A 21644-nucleotide genomic window follows, 5' to 3' on the forward strand; every position below is an offset into this window, starting at 1 on the left:
CCTCGATTCGCGCCTGCGTCACTGCTGGGCCCTCCACATTTCTTCGAGCATGGTGATCTGGTCCTGGTCGAGGTCGACCAGGTCGAGGTCCGAGGGGGTGTGCCCCCCGGAGGCGGCGCCGTCCGCCCAGGCGGCGAGGGCGTCCACGGCGGCCGTCCAGCCGTCCGCGAGCTGTCCGACGGTGTCCTGGGAGAGCGCCTCGCCCGCCCAGATGAAGTGCGCGGTGAGCTCCGGGCCGCCGTCCCCGTCGGTGATCTCCGCGGTGATCTCCAGTACGTGGGACAGCGGCATCGCCGGGTCGGGACGGGCGGACACGGCGTCCGCCTCCGGTGCCGGACCCCACACGGAGTCGGCCCGGCCGGTCTGCCGGCCCAGGTAGTTCCACAGGATCTCGGCGCGGGCCGCCGGGTCGAACAGCCGCGCGGTGGCCGGGTTGGCGTACCGCAGCAGGCCCGCGCCGAGCCCGCCGTCGGGCACCGCCCGCAGCAGCTCCTTGACCTCCTTGAGCAGCGCGCCGGCGTCCGCGCGCCCGGCGAGCACCGCCTCCGGGTCGTAGGCCCCGGCGGGTAGCCGCAGCGGGTGGATGCTGGTCAGCCAGCCCACCGTGCGGGTCAGGTCGGCTCCCGGGAGCAGCTCCTGCTCCCGGCCGTGGCCCTCCAGGTCCACCGTGAACCCGTCGGGCCGGGGCCGCCCCGAGCGGGCCGCCCAGTCGCCGACCGCCAGCGCGAGCGCGCTCAGCAGGGTGTCCGCGACCGTGCCGTGGAAGGCGGCCGGGACGGCCTGCAGCAGCGGGGCCGTCCGCTCGGCGGAGATCCGTACGGACAGCCGGCGCGCGGTGGCCGCCGTGTCGGTCCGCGGATCGAGCGGACGTCCGGCGAGCAGCGGCCCGCCGGGGGCGGCCGCCAGCCAGCGGTCCAGCTCGGCGGTGCGGCGCGGGCTCTGCGCCTCGGCCAGCAGGTGCGTGGTCCAGGCGCGCAGCGAGGTCCCGACCGGTTCCAGGGCCGGTGTTCGGCCCGCCGCCGCGGCCTCGTACGCGGCCCGCAGGTCGGGCAGCAGGATCTGCCAGGACACCTCGTCCACCGCGAAGTGGTGGACGACGAGCAGCAGCCGGCCCGGCTCGGCCGGCCCCAGGTCGAGGTGCACGGCGCGGACGAGCGCCCCCGAGCCGGGGTCCAGCAGGCGCCACACCCGCTCCGACTCGGCGGTGACCAGCTCCCGCAGGGCGCCGCCGGACAGTCCGGCCGCGTCCACGTGGTCCAGGACGGCTGCGGCGTCCACCGCGCCGGCCGGGCGGATCTCCGCGCTCCACACCCCGGGCCGGGCCACGGTGAGCAGCTGGCGCAGCCCGTCGTGGTGGTCCAGTACGGCCTGCAGCGCGGTCTCCAGGTGCGCCCGCCCGGCCCCGACGGGCAGCCGGGCCAGCCGGGCCTGCGCGAACGAGGCGAAGGGCCCGCCCCGTTCGGCCAGCCAGGCCGCCACCGGGGGCAGCGGCAGCGGACCGGGACCCGCGTCCGAGGCGCGGGCGGCGGGGGCCGGGGAGCCCTGGGGCACGGTGGCCACGCCCGCCAGGGCGGCCGGGGTCGGGTGCTGGAAGATCTGCCGGGCCGAGACGGTCAGTCCGGCCTTGCGGGCCAGGCCCACCAGGCGGATGGAGACGATGCTGTCGCCGCCGAGCTCGAAGAAGTTCGCGTCGGGGCCGACCCCCGGCAGTCCCAGCACCTCGCCCATCAGGGCGCACAGGATCTGCTCCGGGGTCCCGGCGGGCACCGCGGGGGCGGTGGCCGGGAGGGCGACGGGCGGGGCCGTGACGGCCGGCGCGGGCAGGGCCCGCCGGTCGAGCTTGCCGTTCGCGGACAGCGGCAGCCGCTCCAGCGTCGTGAACACGGCCGGGACCATGTACTCGGGCAGGCGGGCGGCGGCCAGGGATCGCAGGGCCGCCGCATCGACGCTCGCACCGGGCGCGGGGACGGCGTAGGCCACCAGGCGGCGCACCCCCGGCTGGTCCTCGCGGACGACGACGGCGGCCTGGGCCACCTCGGGTGCGCCGGCCAGGACGGCCTGGATCTCGCCGAGTTCGATGCGGAAGCCGCGCAGCTTGACCTGGTCGTCGGTGCGGCCGAGGTAGTCCAGGCGGCCGTCCGCGAGGCGCCGTACGAGGTCGCCCGTACGGTACATCCGGCTGCCGGGCGCGCCGTAGGGGTCGGCCGTGAAGCGTTCGGCGGTCAGGCCGGGCCGGCCGAGGTAGCCGCGGGCCAGCTGTACGCCGGCCAGGTACAGCTCGCCGGGGACGCCCACGGGCACCGGCCGCAGCCGTGCGTCGAGGGCGTAGACCCGGGTGTTCCACACCGGCAGGCCGATCGACGCCGACGCGCGGCCCTCGGCGGCGGTGGCCGCCGTGCAGGAGCCGTAGGTGACGTCGACGGCCACCTCCGTCGGGCCGTAAAGGTTCTCCAGCGCCACCGGGGCGCCCGCGGCCGAGGTGTGGAAGCGGGCGACGAGTTCGGTGGGCAGGGCCTCGCCGCTGCACACGACCAGGCGCAGGGCCGGGCAGTCGGCGATCTCGCCCTCGCCGAGGAAGGCGCCGAGCATGGAGGGGACGAAGTGCAGCACGGAGACGCGCTGTTCGCGGATCAGGTCCGCGAGGTAGAGCGGGTCCTTGTGGCCGTCCGGGCGCGCGACGACCAGCGGGACGCCCGCGGCGAGCGGCCAGAAGAACTCCCAGACGGAGACGTCGAAGCTCGCCGGGGTCTTCTGGAGCACCCGGTCCCCGGGGGCCAGGGCGTAGGCGTCCTGCATCCACTCCAGCCGGTTGACGATCGCCTCGTGCTCGACCAGCACCCCCTTGGGCATGCCCGTCGAACCGGAGGTGAAGATCAGGTACGCCGGGTGGCGGGGGAGCAGCGGCTCGCGGCGCTCCGCGTCCGCGAGGTCCGCGCCGTCCAGCGGCGCCAGCGCCGACCGGACGGGGGAGGAGTCCAGCAGGACCCGCTCGCCGCTGGCTTCGGCGGGCAGGAAACTTGCCGACACTGTGTCGGTAAGTGTCAGCAGGGGGCCTGCGGTCCGGGTCATGTAGGCGAGCCGTTCGGCCGGCAGGCCGAGGTCGAGCGGGAGGTAGGCGCCGCCCGCACGGATCACCGCGTGCAGGGCGACGACCAGGTCGAAGGAGCGGGGCAGGGCCACCGCCACCACCGTCTCCGGCCCGACACCGCGGCCGATCAGCAGACGCGCCAGCCGGTTCACCCGCTCCTCGAACTCGGTGCGCGACAGCTCCCGACCCTCGAAGACCAGCGCGGGCCCCGTCGCGTCCTTCGCCCCGGCGGACACCAGCGCGGCCAGCGTGCGGGGGCCGGTGAGGGCCCGGGCGGTGTCGTTCCAGCCGTCCAGCGCGAGCCCGCGCTCCGCCGGGTCCAGCACCTCGACCGAGGAGACCGGCCCGTCCGGCGCGGCCACGACCGCGTCCAGCAGCGACAGCAGCCGCCGGGCGAGCAGTTCGACGCCCGCACGGTCGAAGAGGTCGGTCGCGAAGCGGATGCCGCCGGAGATCGCCCCGTCCTCCCGGGAGGCCCCGAAGGCGATCTCCAGGTCGAACTTGGCGCCGCCGGTCTCGACGGTGAACTCCCGGGCGGGCAGCCCGAACAGCCGCCGGACGTCGCTGTCCGCCGAGTGGTAGGTGACCATCGTCTGGAACAGCGGGTTGCGCGAGCGGGACCGCTCCGGGTCCACCGCCTCCACGACCGCCTCCAGCGGCAGGTCGGCGTGGGCGAAGGCCGCCAGCCCGGTGCCCCGCACCCGCGCCACCAGCTCGGCGAAGGTCGGGTCCCCGGACAGATCGGCGCGCAGCACCAGCGTGTTCAGGAAGAAGCCGACGAGCCCGTCGAGCTCCGCGCCCTCCCGGGCCGAGACCGGACTGCCCAGCGGGATGTCCTCGCCCGCGCCCAGCCGGTGCAGCAGCGCCGCGACGGCGGCGTGCGCCACCATGAACAGCGTCGCACCGCCCTCCCGGGCGATCCGCGCCAGCCCCGCCCCGGTCCGCGCCGGGACCTCGAAGGCCACCACGTCGCCCTCGTACGAGGGGACCGCCGGACGGGGCCGGTCGGCGGGCAGCGCCACCTCCGCCGGGGCTCCGGCCAGCGCCCGGCGCCAGTACTCCGCCTGACGGCCCGCCACCGAATCCGGGTCGTCCGGATCGCCCAGCAGCCCGCGCTGCCACAGCGCGAAGTCGGCGTACTGCACCGGCAGGGGGGTGAAGACGGGCTCGGCGCCCGCCGACCGGGCGGTGTACGCCAGGTCCAGGTCGGCCAGCAGCGGGCCGGCCGAACCCTCGTCCGTCGCGATGTGGTGCACCAGCACCACCAGCAGGTGGTCGTCCGGTGCGATCCGCAGCAGCGTGACCCGTACCGGAGGCTCGGCGGCCAGGTCGAAGACGTGCCCGCCCGCGCGGACCGCCTCGGCCTCCAGCCGCGCCGCGGCCACCTCGCGCACGGCCAGCGGTACGAAGGCCCGCTCGGCCGGGAGGACCACCTGGTACGGCTCGCCCTCGTGCTCGCGCAGCACGGTCCGCAGGCTCTCGTGCCGGCCGACCAGGTCCTGGACGGCGGCCTCCAGCGCCACGGCGTCCACCGGGCCCGCCAGCCGTACCGCCAGCGGCACGTTGTACGTGGTGCCGGGGCCGCGCACGCTGTCCAGCAGCCACAGCCTGCGCTGGGCGAAGGACAGCGGCAGCCGCTCCGGCCGCGGGCCGGCCGCGGCGAGGCGCGGACGTCCGGCGCCGGTGCGCTCCCCGAGCCGGGCGGCGAGCGCCGCGACCGTGCGCAGCTCGAACAGGTCGCGGATGCCGCAGTCCACGTCCAGGGCGTCCCGGAAGCGGCTCACGGCGCGGGCGGCCAGCAGCGAGTGGCCGCCGAGCGCGAAGAAGTCGTCCTCCACGCCCACGGACTCCAGGCCCAGCACATCGGCCAGGATCCCCGCGAGGATCTCCTCCCGGGCGTCGCGCGGGGCCCGCGAGGCCCCGGCGGCCGGAGCGGCGGGCGCGGGCAGGGCGCGCCGGTCGAGCTTGCCGTTGGCCGTGGTCGGCAGGGCCGCCAGCGGAACCACCACCGCCGGGACCATGTACTCGGGCAGGCGGGCGGCGGCCAGCTCGCGCAGGGCCGCCGGGTCGGCGCTCGCGCCGGGCGCGGGGACGGCGTAGGCCACCAGGCGCTGGACGCCGGGCTGGTCCTCGCGGACGACGACGGCGGCCTGGGCCACCTCCGGTGCGCCGGCCAGGACGGCCTGGATCTCGCCGAGTTCGATGCGGAAGCCGCGCAGTTTGACCTGGTCGTCGGTGCGGCCGAGGTACTCCAGCCGGCCCTCGCGGCTCCACCGCACCAGGTCGCCGGTCCGGTACATCCGGCTGCCGGGGGCGCCGTACGGGTCGGCCGCGAAGCGCTCGGCGGTCAGGCCGGGCCGCCCGACGTAGCCGCGGGCCAGCTGGACGCCCGCCAGGTAGAGCTCGCCGGGCACCCCGACGGGCACCGGCCGCAGCCGCGCGTCCAGGACGTACACCCGGGTGTTCCACACGGGGGCGCCGATGGAGGCGCCGGCGGCGCGGGCGGCGTCCGCCCCGGTCTCCGGAGCCGGGCAGTCCGCGGCGGTCACGTCGACGGCCGCCTCGGTGGGCCCGTACAGGTTCACCAGGCGGGTTCCGGTGCCGCGCGCGGACTCGTGGAAGCGGGCGACGAGTTCGCCCGGCAGGGCCTCGCCGCTGCACACGACCAGGCGCAGCGCCGGGCAGTCCGCGATCCCGCCCTCGCCGAGGAACGCGGCGAGCATCGACGGGACGAAGTGCAGGACGGACACGCGCTGTTCGCGGATCAGGTCCGCGAGGTAGCGGGGGTCCTTGTGCCCGTCGGGGCGGGCTATGACCAGCGGCACGCCCTCGGCGAGCGGCCAGAAGAACTCCCAGACGGAGACGTCGAAGCTCGCCGGGGTCTTCTGGAGCACCCGGTCGTCGGCGTCGAGCCCGTACGCGTCCTGCATCCAGCGCAGCCGGTTGACGATCGCCTCGTGCTCGACCAGCACCCCCTTGGGCCGGCCCGTGGAGCCGGAGGTGAAGATCACGTACGCGGGGTGGCGGGGCAGCAGCGGCTCGCGCCGCTCCGCGTCCGCGACCGGACCGCACGGCAGCGCGGCGAGCTCGGCCGCCTGGTCCGGAGCGTCCAGGACCAGGATCTCGGTGTCGCCCAGCTCCGACAGCGCCCCCAGCGAGGGCAGGTCCGTCAGCAGGCAGAGCGGCGCCGCCGACTCCGCCATGTACGCGAGCCGTTCGGCCGGCAGGCCGAGGTCGAGCGGGAGGTAGGCGCCGCCCGCCCGGATCACCGCGTGCAGGGCGACGACCAGGTCGAAGGAGCGCGGCAGGGCCACCGCCACCACCGTCTCCGGCCCGACACCGCGGCCGATCAGCAGACGCGCCAGCCGGTTCACCCGCTCCTCGAACTCGGCGCGCGACAGCTCCCGGCCCTCGAAGACCAGCGCCGCGGCGAGCGGATCGCGCCGGGCACCGGCCGCCACCAGGGCGTCCAGGGTCTGCGGCGACACCGGCCGGGCGGTGTCGTTCCACCCGGCCAGGACCAGCGCCCGCTCGGCGGGGTCCAGCAGCTCCAGCTCGGCCAGCGGGACGTCCGGGGCCGCCACGGCCGCGGCGAGCAGGCGCAGCAGCCGCGCCTGGAGGGACCGTACGGTCTCCCCGTCGAACAGGTCGGTCGCGTACCGCACCCCGCACGTCATCGTGGCGGGCGCGCCGCCGGTGCCCGGGGAGCGGCGGAAGAGGATCTCCAGGTCGAACTTGGCGTCGCCCGCCGCGACCGGGAACTCCTCGGCGCTCAGGCCGCCCAGCGCGCGCACCGGCTCGGCGCCGCCGTCCTCGTAGGCCACCATCGTCTGGAACAGCGGGTGCCGCGACAGCGAGCGCTCCGGGTTGACCGCCTCGACGACCGCGTCGAAGGGCAGGTCCGCGTGGGCCAGGGCGTCCGCGCCGAAGGCGGCCGTACGGCGCAGCAGCTCGCCGAACGAGGGACCGCCCGACAGGTCGGCCCGGATGACCAAGGTGTTCACGAAGAAGCCGACGAGACCGTCCAGGGCCTCCTCGCCGCGCCCCGCCACCGGGCTGCCGAGCGCGATGTCCTCGCCCGCCCCCAGCCGGTGCAGCAGCGCCGCCACCGCCGCCGTGACCACCGTGTACACCGTCGTGCCCGCTGCCGCGGCCAGCCGCTCCACACCCGCCGCCAGCGGATCGGGCAGCGCCGCGGTCACCGTGCGGCCCTCGTGCGAGGGCAGCGCCGGCCGGGGCCGGTCCACGGGCAGCGCCGCCTCCTGCGGCAGGCCCGCGAGGGCCTGCCGCCAGAACTCCGCCTGACGGTGCGCCAGGGACCCGGGGACGGCGGGGTCGCCCAGCAGCTCGCGCTGCCACAGCGCGTAGTCCGCGTACTGCACCGGCGGGGGCGCGGTCTCCAGCACCCCGCCCGCGGACCGGGCCGCGTAGGCGTCGGCCAGATCGGCCAGCAGCGGACCGGCCGACCACTCGTCACCGGCGATGTGGTGCAGCAGCAGGAGCAGCACCTGGTCGTCGGCGGCGGTGCGCAGCACCGTGACCCGCAGCGGCGTCTCGGCCTCCAAGTCGAAGGCGTGCCCGGCCGCCGCGTCGAGGCTCCGGCCCAGCCCGGCCGGCTCGACGTCCGTCACCGCGAAGGGCACCGACACCTCCGCGGGCTCCAGCACCCGCTGGTACGGGCCCTGCGCGTCCTCCGCGTAGACGGTGCGCAGCGCCTCGTGGCGCGCCGTCACCGCGTGCACGGCCGCCTCCAGCGCGGCCGTGTCCAACTGCCCGCGCAGCCGCAGCGCGAGCGGGACGTTGTAGGTGGAGTTCGCGCCCTGCATCCGGTGCAGGAACCACAGACGGGCCTGCGCGTACGACAGCGGCAGCCGCTCCGGACGCGGACCGGCCGCCAGCGCCGGGCGCACCGCCGCGGCGCGGCCCGACAGCCGGTCCGCGAGCGCGGCGACCGTGCGCAGCTCGAACACGTCCCGCACCGAGCACTCGGTGCCCAGTACCGCCCGGACCCGGGCCACCACGCGGGTGGCCAGCAGGGAGTGCCCGCCCAGCGTGAAGAAGTCCTCGTCGGCCCCGACCGAGGCCACCCCCAGCACCTGGGCGAAGACCTCGGCGATCCGCTCCTCGGCGGCCCCGCACGGGCGCCTGCCGGTGCCGTCGGCGGCCATCACCGGAACCGGCAGTGCCGACCGGTCCAGCTTGCCGTTCACGTTCGTCGGCAGCACCGGCAGGACCACCACGGCGGCCGGCACCAGGTGTTCGGGCAGCCGCCCGGCCAGCTCGGCCCGCAGCCGGGCCGGATCGGCCGTGCCCGTGACGTAGCCGACGAGCCTCGGCAGGCCCGGCTCGTCCTCCCGGACCACCACGGCGGCCGAGGACACCCCGTCCAGAGCCGCGAGTTCGGCCTCCACCTCGGCCGGCTCCACCCGGAAGCCGCGGATCTTGACCTGGTCGTCGGCCCGGCCCAGGAACTCCAGCAGCCCGTCGGAGCGCCACCGCACGAGGTCGCCCGTCCGGTACATCCGGGTGCCCGGGGCGCCGAACGGGTCCGCGACGAAACGCTCGGCCGTCAGCGCGAAGCGGCCCAGGTAGCCGCGCGCGTTCTGCTCGCCCGCCAGGTACAGCTCACCGGGCACGCCCACCGGAACCGGCCGCAGCCGCCCGTCCAGGACGTGCGCCCGGCCGTTGTCCAGCGGCCGCCCCACCACCGGCGAGGCGCAGTCGCCCACGCGCGCGACCAGCGCGTCCACCGTGAACTCGGTCGGACCGTAGTAGTTGACGACCTCCACACCGGTGACGGCGCGCAGCTCCTCCCACAGCGCGGGCGGCACCGCCTCCCCGCCGAGCAGGAACAGCGGCGGCCGCCAGTCGCCGGCCAGCAGCCCGGCGTCCACCAGCTGACGGCCGTACGAGGGGGTCACGTCGAGCGTGTCGATCCGCTCCGCGCGCACGTAGGCCACGACCGCGTCGGCGTCCCGGCGGCCGTACTCGTCGAGGACGTGCAGCTCGTGCCCGGCCACCAGCCACAGCAGCTGCTCCCACGAGGAGTCGAAGGAGAACGAGGCCGTGTGCAGGGCCCGCACCCGCCGTCCGAGCCGCTCGGCGACGGGCAGGTACAGCTCCCGCTCGTGGTCGCGGAAGAGCCGGGTCAGACCGGCGTGCCGCAGCACGACGCCCTTGGGGCGGCCGGTGGAGCCGGAGGTGTAGATGACGTACGCGGCGTGCTCCGGGTCCACGGGCACGCGGGCCGCGGGGGCGGTGGCCGCCAGCCGCTCCACCGTGCCGGGGTCGTCCAGCACCAGCAGGGCCGTGCCGGGCAGCCGGTCCGTGCCGGGCAGCCGGTCCGCGACCGCCCGGGTCGTCACCACGCACAGGGGGGCCGCGTCCTCGAGCATGAACGCGATCCGCTCGGCGGGGTGGTCCAGGTCCAGCGGCAGGTAGGCGCCGCCCGCCCGCAGGACGGCCAGGGTCGCCACGACCGTGTCGGCCGAGCGCGGCACGGCCAGCGCCACCACCGCGTCCGGTCCGACGCCGTGCCCGGCGAGCAGCGCGGCCAGCCGGCCCGCCCGGTCGTCGAGTTCGGCGAAGGTCAGCCGCTCCGGTCCGGCGACCACGGCGAGCGCGTCCGGGGCGGCGGCCGCGCTCGCCGCGAACACCTCCGTCACCGTCCCCGGCTCCACCGGGCGGTCCGTGTCGTTCCAGCGGGCCTGCCGGGCCCGCTCGGCCGCGTCCCGCAGCTCCCACCACGACACCGGGTCCGCGGGCGCCGCGACGGCCGCGGCCAGCGCGCGCAGCAGCCGGTCCGTGAACGTCTCCACGGTCGCCCGGTCGAACAGCGCGGTCGCGTAGAAGACCTCCAGCTCCAGGTCCTCGCCGTGCGCCGCGTCCGCGAAGGTGACGTCGAGGTCGAACTTGGTCACACCCGGGTCCACCCGGTCCACCCGGGTGGGCAGCCCGAACAGGTTCGCCACGTCCTGCGTCACCGTGCTGTACGACACCATCGTCTGGAACAGCGGGTGCCGGGCGAGCGAGCGCTGCGGATTGACCTCCTCCACGACCCGGTCGAAGGGCAGGTCCGCGTGGTCCAGCGCGGCCAGGTCGGCCGTGCGCACCCGCTCCAGCAGCTCCCGGAAGGACGGGTCGCCGGACAGGTCGGTGCGCAGCACCACCGTGTTGACGAAGAAGCCGACGAGCTCGTCGAGCGCGCTGTCGCCGCGGCCGGCGACGGGGCTGCCCAGCACGATGTCCTCGCCCGCCCCGAGCCGGTGCAGCACCGCCGCCACCGCCGCGTGCACCACCATGAACACGCTGGTGCCGCTCTCGCGGGCCAGCGACCTGACGGCGGAGGCCAGTTCGCGCGGAACCTGCCGGAAGACCATCGCACCGGCCGGATCGGCCACCGCGGGCCGCGGCCGGTCGGCCGGCAGCCCGGCCTCCGGCGGCAGCTCCGCCAGGGCCTCGCGCCAGTACGCGGCCTGCCGGGCGGCGAGCGAACCCGGCGCCCGCGCCGCGCCCAGCAGCTCCCGCTGCCACAGCGCGAAGTCGGCGTACTGCACGGCCGGGACCCCGAGCTCCGGCGCGTCGCCCGCGCACCGGGCCGCGTAGGCCCGCTCCAGGTCGCGCAGGAACGGCCCCATCGACCACTCGTCGCTCGCGATGTGGTGCAGCAGGACCACCAGGGCGTGGGCCCCGCCGGCCTCCTCGCGCACCAGCGTCACCCGCAGCGGAGCCTGCGCCGACAGGTCGAAGAGGTGCCCCAGCGCCGCCCCGACCGCCGCCTCGAACCCGGCCGCGGCCACGTCCTCCACGTACAGCCGCACTCCGGCCGCGGCCACGTCGAGCACCCGCTGGTACGGCTCCCCGTCCCGCTCGCCGAAGACGGTCCGCAGGGTCTCGTGCCGGCCGGCCACGTCCCGCAGCGCCGCGTCCAGCGCGTCCGCGTCGAGCGCCGTGTCGAAGCGCACCACGAACGGGATGTTGTAGGTGGCGCTCGCGCCCTCCATCTGGTGGACGAACCACAGGCGCTGCTGCGCGTACGAGAGCGGCAGCGGGTCGGGGCGCGGGCCCGCGGCGGGCGCCGGGCGGGCGGCGGCCGTGCGTCCGGCGAGCAGCGCGGCCAGGGCGGCCGCCGTCCGCGCCTCGAACACGTCCCGGATCCCGCACTCGCTGCCCAGCGCGGTGCGCACCCGGGCGATCACCCGTGCGGCCAGCAGGGAGTGGCCGCCGAGGGTGAAGAAGTCGTCGTCGGGGCCTACGGAGTCCAGGCCGAGCACGTCGGCGAAGACGCCGCAGAGGATCTCCTCGCGGGCGCCGCGCGGGGCCCGGGCCCCGGCGGCCGCCGGCGCGGCCAGGTCGGGGGCGGGCAGCGCACGGCGGTCGATCTTGCCGTTGGCGGTCAGCGGGAAGGCGTCGAGGAGGACCACGGCGGACGGCACCATGTACTCCGGCAGCCGCTCCGCGAGGGCCCGGCGCAGCCCGGCCGCGTCGGGCGCGGGGCCGCCGGCCGCGGGCGTGACGTAGCCGACGAGGTGGGGGAAGCCGGGGAGGTCCTCGCGGACCAGGGCCACGGCCCGGTCCACGCCCTCGCCGACGGTCAGCGCGCTCTCGATCTCGCCGAGTTCGATGCGGAAGCCGCGCAGCTTGACCTGGTCGTCCACCCGGCCGAGGAAGGAGATCGAGCCGTCCGCGGCGCGGCGTACGAGGTCTCCGGTGCGGTACACCCGGCTGCCGGCCGGGCCGTACGGATCGGCGGTGAACCGCTCCGAGGTCAGCGCGGGCCGGCCGAGGTAGCCGCGGGCCAGCTGGTCCCCGGCGAGGTACAGCTCGCCGGGGCGGCCGGCCCCGACCGGGCGCAGGGCGCCGTCCAGGACGTAGGCGCGGGTGTTCCAGAAGGGCGTGCCGATGCCCGGGACGCCGGTGTGGTCCGGGGCGAGCGGGCTGGAGGTGGCCCAGACGGTGACCTCGGTCGGGCCGTACACGTTGGTGACCGACCGCGCGGTGCGCGCGAGGCGTTCGGCAAGGGCGGCGGGCAGGGCCTCTCCGCCGACGAGGACGCGGGTGCCGCCGAGCGAGGCCGGGCGGCCGTCCTCCAGCAGTGCGTGCCACAGCGAGGGGGTGGCCTGCATGACGGCGGGGGCGTGGGCGTCGACGAGCGCGGCGAGCGCGGCCGGGTCCCGTACGGTGTCGCGGTCGGCGAGGACCACGGTGGCGCCGCAGATCAGCGGGGTGTGGATCTCCAGGGCGGCGATGTCGAAAGAGATGGTGGTGACGGCGACGAGCCGCTCGGCCGGGGCCAGTTCGAGCTCGTGGGCCTGCATGCGCAGGAAGTTGGCCAGGGCCGCGTGCGGGACGACCACGCCCTTGGGGCGGCCCGTGGAGCCCGAGGTGTAGATCACGTACGCGGGGTGGTCGCCGGTCAGCGGCGCGGTGCGGTCGGCGTCCGAGGGGGCGGTGGCGGCGGTGTCGGCGAGCTCGGCGAGGGTGTCGGGTGCGTCGAGGACGATGGTCTCGACCCCGTCCACGACGGGGGCGGCCGCCGCGTGGCCGAGGGTGGTCAGCACGCACAGCGGGCGGGCGTCCGCGACCATGAACTCCAGCCGGTCGGCGGGGTAGTCGAGGTCGAGCGGGAGGTAGCCGCCGCCCGCCTTCAGTACGGCGAGCAGGGCCACCACGAGGTCGGCGGTGCGGGGCAGGGCGAGGCCGACGACGGTCTCGGGGCCGGCGCCGCGCCCGATGAGCAGGCGGGCGAGCCGGTTGGCGCGCTCCTCCAGCCCGGCGTAGTCCAGGGTCTCCTCGCCCGCGATCAGCGCGGGCAGGGCGGGGTGCAGCCGGGCGGCGTCCTCGAAGGCGTCGACGACCGTGCCGGGCGGAACGGGGCGGGAGGTGTCGTTCGCGTCGAGCAGCAGGGAGTCGCGGGCCGTCGCGGGGAGCAGGTCCGGGCGCCCGACGGGTGCCTGCGGGCCGGCCGCGGCGGCCTCGCGCAGGAAGTGGGTGAACTCGGCGCGCCGGGCGGCCAGCGTCCCGGCGTCGTACGCCTGCGGATTGGCGTCGAGCTCGAAGCGGATGCGGCCCTCGGCGGCGTCGTGGTGCACGCCGAGGGTGAGGTCGTCCACCGGTCCGGCGGCGACGTTGTGCACGGAGCCGGCCGCCCCGGCGAAGTCGAGGTCGTTGTCGAAGGCCTTGATGTTGACCATGGGCCCGAGCAGCCCCTGCTCGCGGCCCGACAGCCCGAGGTCGCGGCGGATGTCCTCGGCACGGTAGCGCTGGTGGCGGCGCAGGTCGCGGACGTCGGACGCGACCTGGCCGACCAGCTCGGCCAGCGGGGTCTGCGGGCGTACGGAGACCCGCAGCGGCAGCACGTTGACGACCATGGCGGGCACCTTCAGGGCCGCCGAGCCGAGCCGCGCCATGGCGGGCAGGGACAGCAGCACGTCCCGGCTCCCGGTGGCCCGGTGCAGGTACGCGGCGAACGCGGCGGTCATCACGTCGGCCCAACTGGACCGTGCCGCACGGGCGATGGCGAGCAGCCCGGCCGTCTCGTCGGCGGTCAGGGTGGCGCCGTCGCGCAGGAAGGCGTGGGCCGCGGGGAAGCGGGCGCCGGCGAGCGGTTCCGGTTCGGGGTGGTCGGCGAGCCGCTCCAGCCAGTACGCGCGGTCCTCGGCGCACCGCGGGGAGGGGCGGTAGGCCTCCTCCTCGGCGATCACGGCCTCCAGGCCGCCGGAGGGGGCGGGCGGCGGCTCCTCGCCGCGGACGAGGGCGGTGTAGACCTCGGCGGTGCGCCGGGAGACCAGGGAGAACCCGAAGGCGTCGAGCACGATGTGGTGGGCCCGCTGGTACCAGAGCGTGCGGTCCGGGCCGACCTTGTGGAGGGTGAACACGCACAGGGAGTCGCGGACCGGGTCGACGGGGCGGGCCATGTCGGTGCGCATGAGGGAGAGCGCGGTGCCGTACGGGTCCTCCTGGCCGGTGTGGTCGAGCACGGCGACCAGCGGCCCGCAGGCGGGTCCGCTCCAGGTGAGCTGGTACGGATTGCCGTCCTCGTCCTCCGCGAACCGGGCCGTGAGCGCCTCGCTCTCGGCGACCGTCCGGCGCAGCGCGGCCACGAACAGGTCCGCGTCCAGGGGGCCGTCGATCTCGACGTACTGGCCGACGTTGTAGACCGGGGAGTCGGGGGCGAGGCGCTGGCCGTACCAGACACCGGTCTGGGCCCCGGTGAGGGGAAGGCGCTGGGAGGGACGCTCGGTCATGGAATCGTGCTCCAGGTTCGCTGCGGGCACCGGCCGGCGGCGGGACCGGCAGGGGTGACGACGGAGTGCGGGGGGCCTGCGGGCAGGCCGGGTGCGGGTGCGGGTGCGGGTGCGGGTGCGGGTGCGCGGGGAGGCGGGCCGGCGGCCCGGTGCCGTGCCCGCGCGGGGCGGCGGGCCCGGTCTCGCCGGCGGCGGCCGACGGCGCGGTGGCGCTGGGCGCTGGGCGGTGGGCGGTGGGCGGTGGCGCTGGGCGGGGTCGCGGCGGACGGCGCCGTCCCGGGCGTCCGGCCGGGAGGGCGGGGCGGCGGGCCCGGCGGGGAGGCGGGCCCGGCGGGGCGGCCCGGGGCCGCCTAGGCCGCGGGGGCCGGAGGGCCGGCGGGGGTGAGGTGGTCGGCGGGGTCCGGGTCGGGGCCCTCGTCGTCGCGTTCCTCGCGGGGGAGGGTGGCCTTGCGCAGGCCCGGTACGGTCACGGCCACGGCCAGGGCGGCCACGGCGCAGATGGCGCCGTTGACGACGGCGGCTCCGCCGGGGCTGAACCAGCGGGCGAGGGCGGCGACTTCGACGTCGCCGACGACGCCGCCGGTGGTGCCCTGGGTGGTGATGACGCTGACGATGCGGCCGCGCAGCCGGTCCGGGGTGTTGTGCTGGACGAGGGCGTACTCGAGGATCTCGTACACGGTTCCGGCGGCCCCGCACACGGCGAGCAGGACGAAGGCGACCCAGATGTGGCCGCTGAGTCCGAAGCCCACGGTGGCCAGACCGCCGACGAGGGCGGCGCCGAGCAGGAGCCGGCCGGGCCGGGCGGCCCGGGTCAGCCAGCCGCTGGTGGCCGAGACGGCGACCGCGCCGACCGCCGGGGCGGTGTACAGGAGGCCGAGCATGACCTCGCTGCCGTGGAACTGGCGGTCCACCATCTCGGGAAACAGCACGACGGGGACGTTGAACAGGGCCATGACCCCGCCGAGCAGGAGCAGTCCGCCGACGACGCGGTGGCGCAGGGCGTACCGGAAGGCGACGAGCAGCGATCCGTTGTCGGCGGCGTCGGTGCCGCCGTCGGTGCCTTCCGGCCCGTCTTCGTCCTCGAGGTCCTTGCCCGGCGGCAGCGGCCGGATCCGGGCGATCAGGAGCGTGGTGACGGCGGTGGTGACGGCGGTGAAGGCGAAGACCGGGCCGGGGCCCCACAGGGCGAGCAGGACGCCGCCGAGGAAGGGCGCGCTGATGGAGCCGATCTCACCGGTGAGCGAGATCAGCGCGCCCGCGGCGGGGAGTTGGTCGGGGCGTACGAGCGTCGGGGCGACGGCCATCAGGGCCGTGACGCTGACGCCCGTGGCCAGGCCGTCCCACGCGACGCACAGGTAGATGCCCCACAGGGTCGGCTCGGGGAGCATCGCGTTCACGGCGAGGCCGGCGAAGGCGAGCGCGGCGGCACCGCGGGCGCACACGATCAGGCGCCTGCGGTCGGTCCGGTCGGCCATCACCCCGCCCCAGAGCGATCCGAGCAGCACGGTGACGCTCATGATCGTGCTGGCGACGGCGACGTCGAAGGTCGAGCGCGTCAGTCCGTACACCTGGGCGGACAGGGCCACCGTCGCCATGCCGAGGCCGAACAGCGACACCACGCGGGCGATGAAGATCGCGCGGAAGTCGCGGCTGGTGCGCAGGGGTTCGATGTCTATGACGAAGTCACGCAAGGGCACGGAGGGCTCCGGGGCGGGCAGGGGCGGAGGAGGAGGGGGTCAGGGCGCGGCGGTGAGCAGGTCGGCCCACTGGCGCAGGGTCGGCCGCTCGGCGAGCTCCACGAAGGTGATCCGGGCGCCTTCGGCCCGCCATTTCTCGACGAGCGACATCAGCCGGATCGAGTCGAGGCCCTGGTCCAGGAGGTCCTCCTCCACGGAGACGTCGGAGGGCTCCGTGTAGAGCACGTCGGCGACATCGCGGACCAGGCGGTCGAGCGTGAACGACGGGGATGCGGGCATGGAGCGACTCTCCTTGGGTCGGCCACCCTAGGCCTAGGATTTAGGTAAGGCTTACCTAACTAGGTAACCCGGTGCGCGTCAAGCCGGACGTGATGGGCTTCCGGCCCCTGCTTCGGTCAACTGGCCCCTGTGCGCGGCGCGTTGGGCGCGGGGGCTGGATTGCAGGTCAACTTAGGGAAGGCTAACCTCAATTTGTGATTACTGCCGCCACGCCCCGTCCGCCGGTCCACGGCGCGGACGATCCCACGCCGCTGGTCCGCAGGGCCCGCCCCCAGGACGCCCCGGCCCTCCACGCGCTCTCCCTGGCCTTCATCCGCTCCGGCGCGCTCAGGCACCGCAGCATCGACCACTACCGGGCGCACGCCCGGGAGTTCATCCTCGTGACGGGCCGCGGCCCGACCCCGGTGCGGGGCTGTCTCGCCCTCAGCGACGAGGGGGACGGGGCCGCCGTGCTCTACAACTTCTGCGTCGACCGGAGGAGCCAGGGGCAGGGCCTGGGCGCCACGCTGCTGCGCGCCGCCTTCGCCGAGGCCAGGGGCCGCTCGGTGCGGGAGGTCTTCACCGCGACCGTCAGCGGCGCGGCCCTCTTCCGCCGGCACGGCTTCGCGCCGGCCGGCCCGGGACGGGCGCCCGCCGCCTGGGCGGCGGCGCTGGATCCCGCCCGCGGCTCCGAGGTGCTCTCGCGCCGGCTCTGAACCGTACGGTCCGCACACGACCGGGGCCGGGCCGGAGCTGATGCTCCGGCCCGGCCCCGCGTGTACCGCCGGGTGTCGTCGATCAGCCCCTGGCGGCGAGGCCGGCGGGCCGCATGTCGGTCCAGTGGGTGTCCGTGTACGCGGCGCAGCCCTGCCGGCTGTCCTCGCCGTGCACCACGGTCCAGCCCGCGGGGATCTCCGCGAAGGCGGGCCAGAGCGAGTGCTGGTTCTCGGAGTTCACGAGGACGAAGTAGCGGGCGTCGTCGTCCTCGAAGGGGTTGGTGGTGGCCATGGAGTCTCTCCTCGGGTGGTGACCGGGCCGGTCGGTGCGGGGGTGGGGTGGAGCGGGGCGGAGGGGGTCAGCGGTGGGCGGGGACGCCGTCCGCGGCGGCCGCCGCCTCGGCCGCCAGGGTGCTCTGCACCTCGCGCTCGGCGACGCGCAGCAGCAGGGAGTCGCAGATCTCCCCGGAGCGCACGGCCAGCGTGGACAGCAGGGAGGCGGTGATGCCGTGGGTGTGCTCGGCGGCGGCGCCCTGGACGTAGATGCCGGCCCGGATGCGGCCGGTGGTCTCCACCCGGTGGTCGCGGCCGACGCGCAGCCGCCCCTGCCCGTCCGTGAGGCACTCGCCGGCCAGGTCGCCGAGCAGCTCCGCCGGGTCGGTGGGGCGGTAGCCGGTGGCCAGCACGATCGCGTCGCAGTCGAGGGTGAGCGTCTCTCCCGTGGTGAGGGAGCGCACCACGGCCCGTGCCCCGTCGGGAAGTTCCTCCACGGAGGTCAGGGCGGTGGTGTTCAGCACGCGCAGCCGCTCGGTGCCCGCGACCTTCTCCTGGTAGACGGTCCGGTACAGGTGCTCGATCAGATCGCCGTCCACCACCGCGTAGTTGGTGTTGGAGTGGTAGCCGATCAGCTGCTGCTTGACCTCCTCCGGAGCCTGGTAGAACTCGTCCACGGCGGCCGGGTCGAAGATCCGGTTGGCGAACGGGGAGTCGTCGGCGGGGCTGTACCCGTACCGGGTGAACACTGCGCAGACCTCGGCGTCCGGGAAGGTGCGGTGCAGGTGGTCGGCGGTCTCCGCGGCCGACTGCCCGGCCCCGACGACGACGAAGCGCCGGTGCGGGCGGACGGTCAGCCCCGGGGCGCGGTGCAGCAGGTCGCGGTTGTGCCAGATGCGCGGGCCGGTGCTGATCCCGTCCGGGACGTGCGGGCGCAGCCCGGTCCCGAGGACGAGGTTGCGGGTGCGGGTGACGCGCCGCGGCCCGGTCCCGGACGTGGGCCGGGTGATGACGTCCAGGTGGTCCGCGTCGTCCCTGGAGCCGGCCGGCCGCACCTCGACGGCCTCGGTGCCGTAGTCGACCTGCCCGGTGAAGGAGGCGGCGCACCAGCGGAAGTAGTCGTGGAACTCGAGGCGGGTGGGGAAAAAGGTCTTCTGGTTGATGAAATCGGCCAGCCGGTCCCGCTCCTGCAGGTAGTGCAGGAAGCTGAAGGGGCTTCCGGGATTGCGCATCGTGACCAGGTCCTTCAGGAAGGACACCTGCATGGTGGCCCCTTCGAGGAGCATGCCCTGGTGCCAGCCGAAGTCCTCCTGGCGCTCGATGAAGGAGGCCCGGATCTCCTCGCCGGAGGCTCGTCGGCCGTTGTGCTCCCGGATCGCTATCGCCAGGGCGAGGTTGGCCGGCCCGAAGCCGATGCCCACCAGGTCCCTGCTGTCCGGGAGAGCGTCCCCGGGTGTGGAGCTCGCGTGCGGTGCGGACATGCCCATCCTTCCTCAGTCCTACCTCTTTTGGTTAGGTAAGGCTGGCCTAACATCTCCGACAGTTCGGAGACTGTCAAGTTGGACCCGGGCCGGTCTGACGTGAGATCAATCCGGGGCACTGCCATGGAGGTTGGGCACGCGGGGTTCAGCGCGGGAGGAGTCCCGGCCCCGGCGGGCCGTCCGGCACCACCGTGGTGCCGGTGCGCGCGTCGGCGAAGACGTCCCGTACCAGGGCGTGCGGAACCCTGCCGTCCAGTACGTGCGCCATCCGGACCCCGGAGCGCACCGCACGCAGGCAGCCCTCCATTTTGGGTGCCATGCCGCCCGCCATCGAGGGCATCAGTTTCTCCAGCTCGCGGGCGGTGAGCCGGTCGATGATCCGGGTGCTGTGCGGCCAGTCCGCGTAGACGCCCGCGACGTCGGTGAGCATCACGAGTTTCTCCGCGTCCAGCGCCTCGGCGAGGGCGGCTGCGGCGAGGTCCGCGTTGATGTTGTAGACGTTCCCGTCGTCCGCTCCCCGGGCGATGGGGGAGACCACCGGGACGCGCCCCCGGTCCAGCAGGCCCCGCAGGGTGCCGGGATCGACGTGGACGATGTCGCCGACCAGGCCGATGTCCACCTCCGTACCGTCCACCAGGGCCGGCCGCCGGACGGCGGACAGGGTGCGCGCGTCCTCGCCGGTCATTCCCACGGCGAAGGCGCCGTGGTGGTTGATGAGTCCGACGATGTCCCGCTGGACCTGGCCGGCCAGCACCATCCGGACGATCTGCATCACCTCGGGGGTGGTCACCCGCAGTCCTGCGGCGAACCGGACCTCCAGGGCGAGCCGTTCGAGCATCGCGCTGATCTGGGGGCCGCCGCCGTGCACGACCACCGGCCGGAGGCCCGCGCGCAGCAGGGAGACCACGTCCTGGGCGAAGGCCGCTTTGAGTTCTTCGTTCACCATGGCGTTGCCGCCGAACTTGACCACGACGGTGCGGCCTTGGAACCGCTCCAGCCACGGCAGGGCTGTTGTCATCAGGCTTCCAGTTCGTCGATGAGGGCCGCGGTGGTGCGTACGACGGCACCGCGGGCGGCCGTCCAGCGAAGGGCGAGCGCGTGCTCTTCCGCGGAGGTGTCGGCCACCGCGTCGGCGACCACGAATGGCTGGATGTCGTTCATGAAGGCGTCCGCGGCGGTGAGCAGGACGCCCGAGTGGGCGAACACCCCGCACAGGATCAGCTGGTCGCGGCCGGTGGTGCGCAGGATGCGCTCCAGGTGGCTGCGCAGGAAGGCGTTGTGCCGCACGTTGGTGATGACGTGCTCGCCGCGGCGGGGGGTCAGCTCCCCGGTGATCGACACGTCGCGGTCCGGTCCGGTCCGCCCGGTGTCCATCTCGGCGGCGAGGCCCCGCTGTTCGGGGCGTTCGGCGGGCGGTTCCGTACTGAAGACCACCGGGAGGTCGAGCCGTCGTGCGGCGCGGCGCAGTGCGGAGATGTTGCCGATCAGGTCCACGAGGGGCGGGAGGCCGCGGGGGAAGGGGTGGAGCAGGTGGTTCTGCATGTCGTGGATGAGCAGGGCGGCCCGGTCGGGGTCGACGGACCAGGGCGCCACGGACCGCGGCACGGTGTTCTGGGTCGGCATGGGGTAGGGGTCGATGGTCGCAGGGCCCACGGCTGGATCTCCTCGGTACCGGCGCTTCGAAGGGCACCGGTGGTGAACGGGCGCGCGAAGCACGACGAGGGCCGGAGGATGCTCCACCCCCTCAAGTACTACTTAGCTTAGCCTAACCTAAGTAGTCCGTTCGGGGGCGTGGAGCGTGCCGTCCGATCCGTCCTTCACGATGATCGCCTGCTCAGTCGCGTCGTGCGCGGTTTTCGCCCAACCCGCCTGCGGAATCGTCCGGTTGGCTGCACGGGGACAGGATGGGATCGTCGAGCTGTACGATCCGGTACTCGGTGCGGCGGGCCGTGGCGCTGGGGCGTCTGCGCCGTCGGCCCGCGCTCGCCTTGGCCGTACGGGCCCGCTGGGCCGCCGCGATCAGGGCCGCCACGGGCGGCGCCTCGGTGCGCAGGCGGTTGAACCCGCGGATGGAGATCCCGACGAGGCTCGCCGCCGCCGGCCCGGTGGCGCCCTTGCGGATCGCGTTCAGGATGAGGTGCAGTGCGGCGGGGGTGGGCGCCGCCCCCGGTCTGAGGCCGTGCGCCTCGGCCAGCGCGTGCGCGGCGCGGAGGGCGCCCGCGAAGCTGGCGTCGATATCGAGCCATTCGCGCAAGGTGCGCTCGGGGACGCCCGCCGCGGCCGCGCACCCGGGGATGGTCAGTCCCTGGGCCGCCCCGCGGAGGGCGTCCGCCATCCGGGCGAGCGTCTCCTCGCGCTGGCTGGGCGAGCGGCGCAGCGCTTCGCGCAAGGCCTGGCCGACCTCCTCCTGGGAGCTCATCCAGGCCAGTACCTCATCGGCCCACGCGTCATGCTGTGCTCGGTGCCGTGCTTTGTCCTGCATCCCCACACCCCCACTATTAGGTAAGCCTAACCTAATAATGTGCTGGGTGGGGAGATATGCGCCTCAGTCGCGTCCGTCCGTCCGGCGGGGATGCCCGGTGGCTCGCAACCTGGCCGCGCGTGCGTGCGGGTGGCCGCGACGGGCTCGGGCGTGACGTACCGGCCGAGCTCGCCCCGGTCGGTCAGCAGCGCCTTGGCCTCGGGAACGGCCATGTAGGGGGCGGGGGTTCCGGTGCGGGCGGACGGCCCCGTGCCCCGGTGCGGCGGCCGCGCCGTCCGTGCGCGCCTAGGCCGTCTCTTTCGGATCTTGCTCCCCCAGCTACCGCTGGGAGGTGCCCCCAGGCACCGCGCCTCGCCGCGTTGTCGGGGCGCCCAAGTACGTCCAGTACTCGGGCGCCCCTCCG

At 75.4% G+C, this 21644-nt stretch carries 9 protein-coding genes; 1 reads left to right on the forward strand and 8 read right to left on the reverse strand.

The annotated features are described in order from the left end of the window. Positions 1 to 18: 18 nt before the first annotated feature. The 3 genes from ACFWP3_RS18620 to ACFWP3_RS18630 form a co-directional block, all read right to left on the reverse strand. Entirely contained in the window at positions 19 to 14334 is a 14316-nt protein-coding gene (locus ACFWP3_RS18620) for an amino acid adenylation domain-containing protein (RefSeq protein ID WP_384222078.1), read from the reverse strand. Positions 14335 to 14684: 350 nt separating this feature from the next. Further along, entirely contained in the window at positions 14685 to 16031 is a 1347-nt protein-coding gene (gene entS, locus ACFWP3_RS18625) for an enterobactin transporter EntS (RefSeq protein ID WP_384222081.1), read from the reverse strand. A gap of 39 nt (positions 16032 to 16070) precedes the next feature. After that, a complete protein-coding gene (locus ACFWP3_RS18630; RefSeq protein WP_384222082.1) occupies positions 16071 to 16310 on the reverse strand; it encodes a phosphopantetheine-binding protein in 240 nt (79 codons plus the stop codon). A gap of 194 nt (positions 16311 to 16504) precedes the next feature. Between ACFWP3_RS18630 and ACFWP3_RS18635 the strand changes: the two genes are divergently transcribed. Next, positions 16505 to 17005, forward strand: a complete 501-nt coding sequence (locus ACFWP3_RS18635) for a GNAT family N-acetyltransferase (RefSeq protein WP_384222085.1) — start codon at positions 16505 to 16507, stop codon at positions 17003 to 17005. Positions 17006 to 17087: 82 nt separating this feature from the next. Here the strand turns inward: ACFWP3_RS18635 and ACFWP3_RS18640 are convergent, their stop codons facing one another. The 5 genes from ACFWP3_RS18640 to ACFWP3_RS18660 all read right to left on the reverse strand — a co-directional run bounded on the left by ACFWP3_RS18640 (position 17088) and on the right by ACFWP3_RS18660 (position 21178). Then, entirely contained in the window at positions 17088 to 17297 is a 210-nt protein-coding gene (locus ACFWP3_RS18640; protein WP_384222087.1) for an MbtH family protein, read from the reverse strand. A 67-nt stretch (positions 17298 to 17364) separates the two neighbouring features. Continuing rightward, a complete protein-coding gene (locus ACFWP3_RS18645) occupies positions 17365 to 18759 on the reverse strand; it encodes a lysine N(6)-hydroxylase/L-ornithine N(5)-oxygenase family protein (protein ID WP_384222090.1) in 1395 nt (464 codons plus the stop codon). A 145-nt stretch (positions 18760 to 18904) separates the two neighbouring features. Next, positions 18905 to 19777, reverse strand: a complete 873-nt coding sequence (gene argB, locus ACFWP3_RS18650) for an acetylglutamate kinase (RefSeq protein WP_384222092.1) — start codon at positions 19775 to 19777, stop codon at positions 18905 to 18907. After that, entirely contained in the window at positions 19777 to 20412 is a 636-nt protein-coding gene (locus ACFWP3_RS18655; RefSeq protein WP_384222095.1) for an isochorismatase family protein, read from the reverse strand. Before ACFWP3_RS18655 ends, argB begins: the two co-directional genes overlap by 1 nt. A 181-nt stretch (positions 20413 to 20593) precedes the next feature. After that, entirely contained in the window at positions 20594 to 21178 is a 585-nt protein-coding gene (locus ACFWP3_RS18660) for a hypothetical protein (RefSeq protein WP_384222098.1), read from the reverse strand. Positions 21179 to 21644: the final 466 nt, after the last annotated feature.

This window comes from Streptomyces sp. NPDC058525, from assembly GCF_042719495.1.
Classification (GTDB): domain Bacteria; phylum Actinomycetota; class Actinomycetes; order Streptomycetales; family Streptomycetaceae; genus Streptomyces.

Excerpts from the sequence above, each read along its gene's own strand:
- ACFWP3_RS18640 (WP_384222087.1), bottom strand. The coding sequence starts at position 17,297 with ATGGCCACCACCAACCCCTTCGAGGACGACGACGCCCGCTACTTCGTC.
- argB (WP_384222092.1), bottom strand. The coding sequence starts at position 19,777 with ATGACAACAGCCCTGCCGTGGCTGGAGCGGTTCCAAGGCCGCACCGTC.
- ACFWP3_RS18660 (WP_384222098.1), bottom strand. The coding sequence starts at position 21,178 with ATGAGCTCCCAGGAGGAGGTCGGCCAGGCCTTGCGCGAAGCGCTGCGC.
- ACFWP3_RS18620 (WP_384222078.1), bottom strand. The coding sequence starts at position 14,334 with ATGACCGAGCGTCCCTCCCAGCGCCTTCCCCTCACCGGGGCCCAGACC.
- ACFWP3_RS18630 (WP_384222082.1), bottom strand. The coding sequence starts at position 16,310 with ATGCCCGCATCCCCGTCGTTCACGCTCGACCGCCTGGTCCGCGATGTC.
- ACFWP3_RS18645 (WP_384222090.1), bottom strand. The coding sequence starts at position 18,759 with ATGTCCGCACCGCACGCGAGCTCCACACCCGGGGACGCTCTCCCGGAC.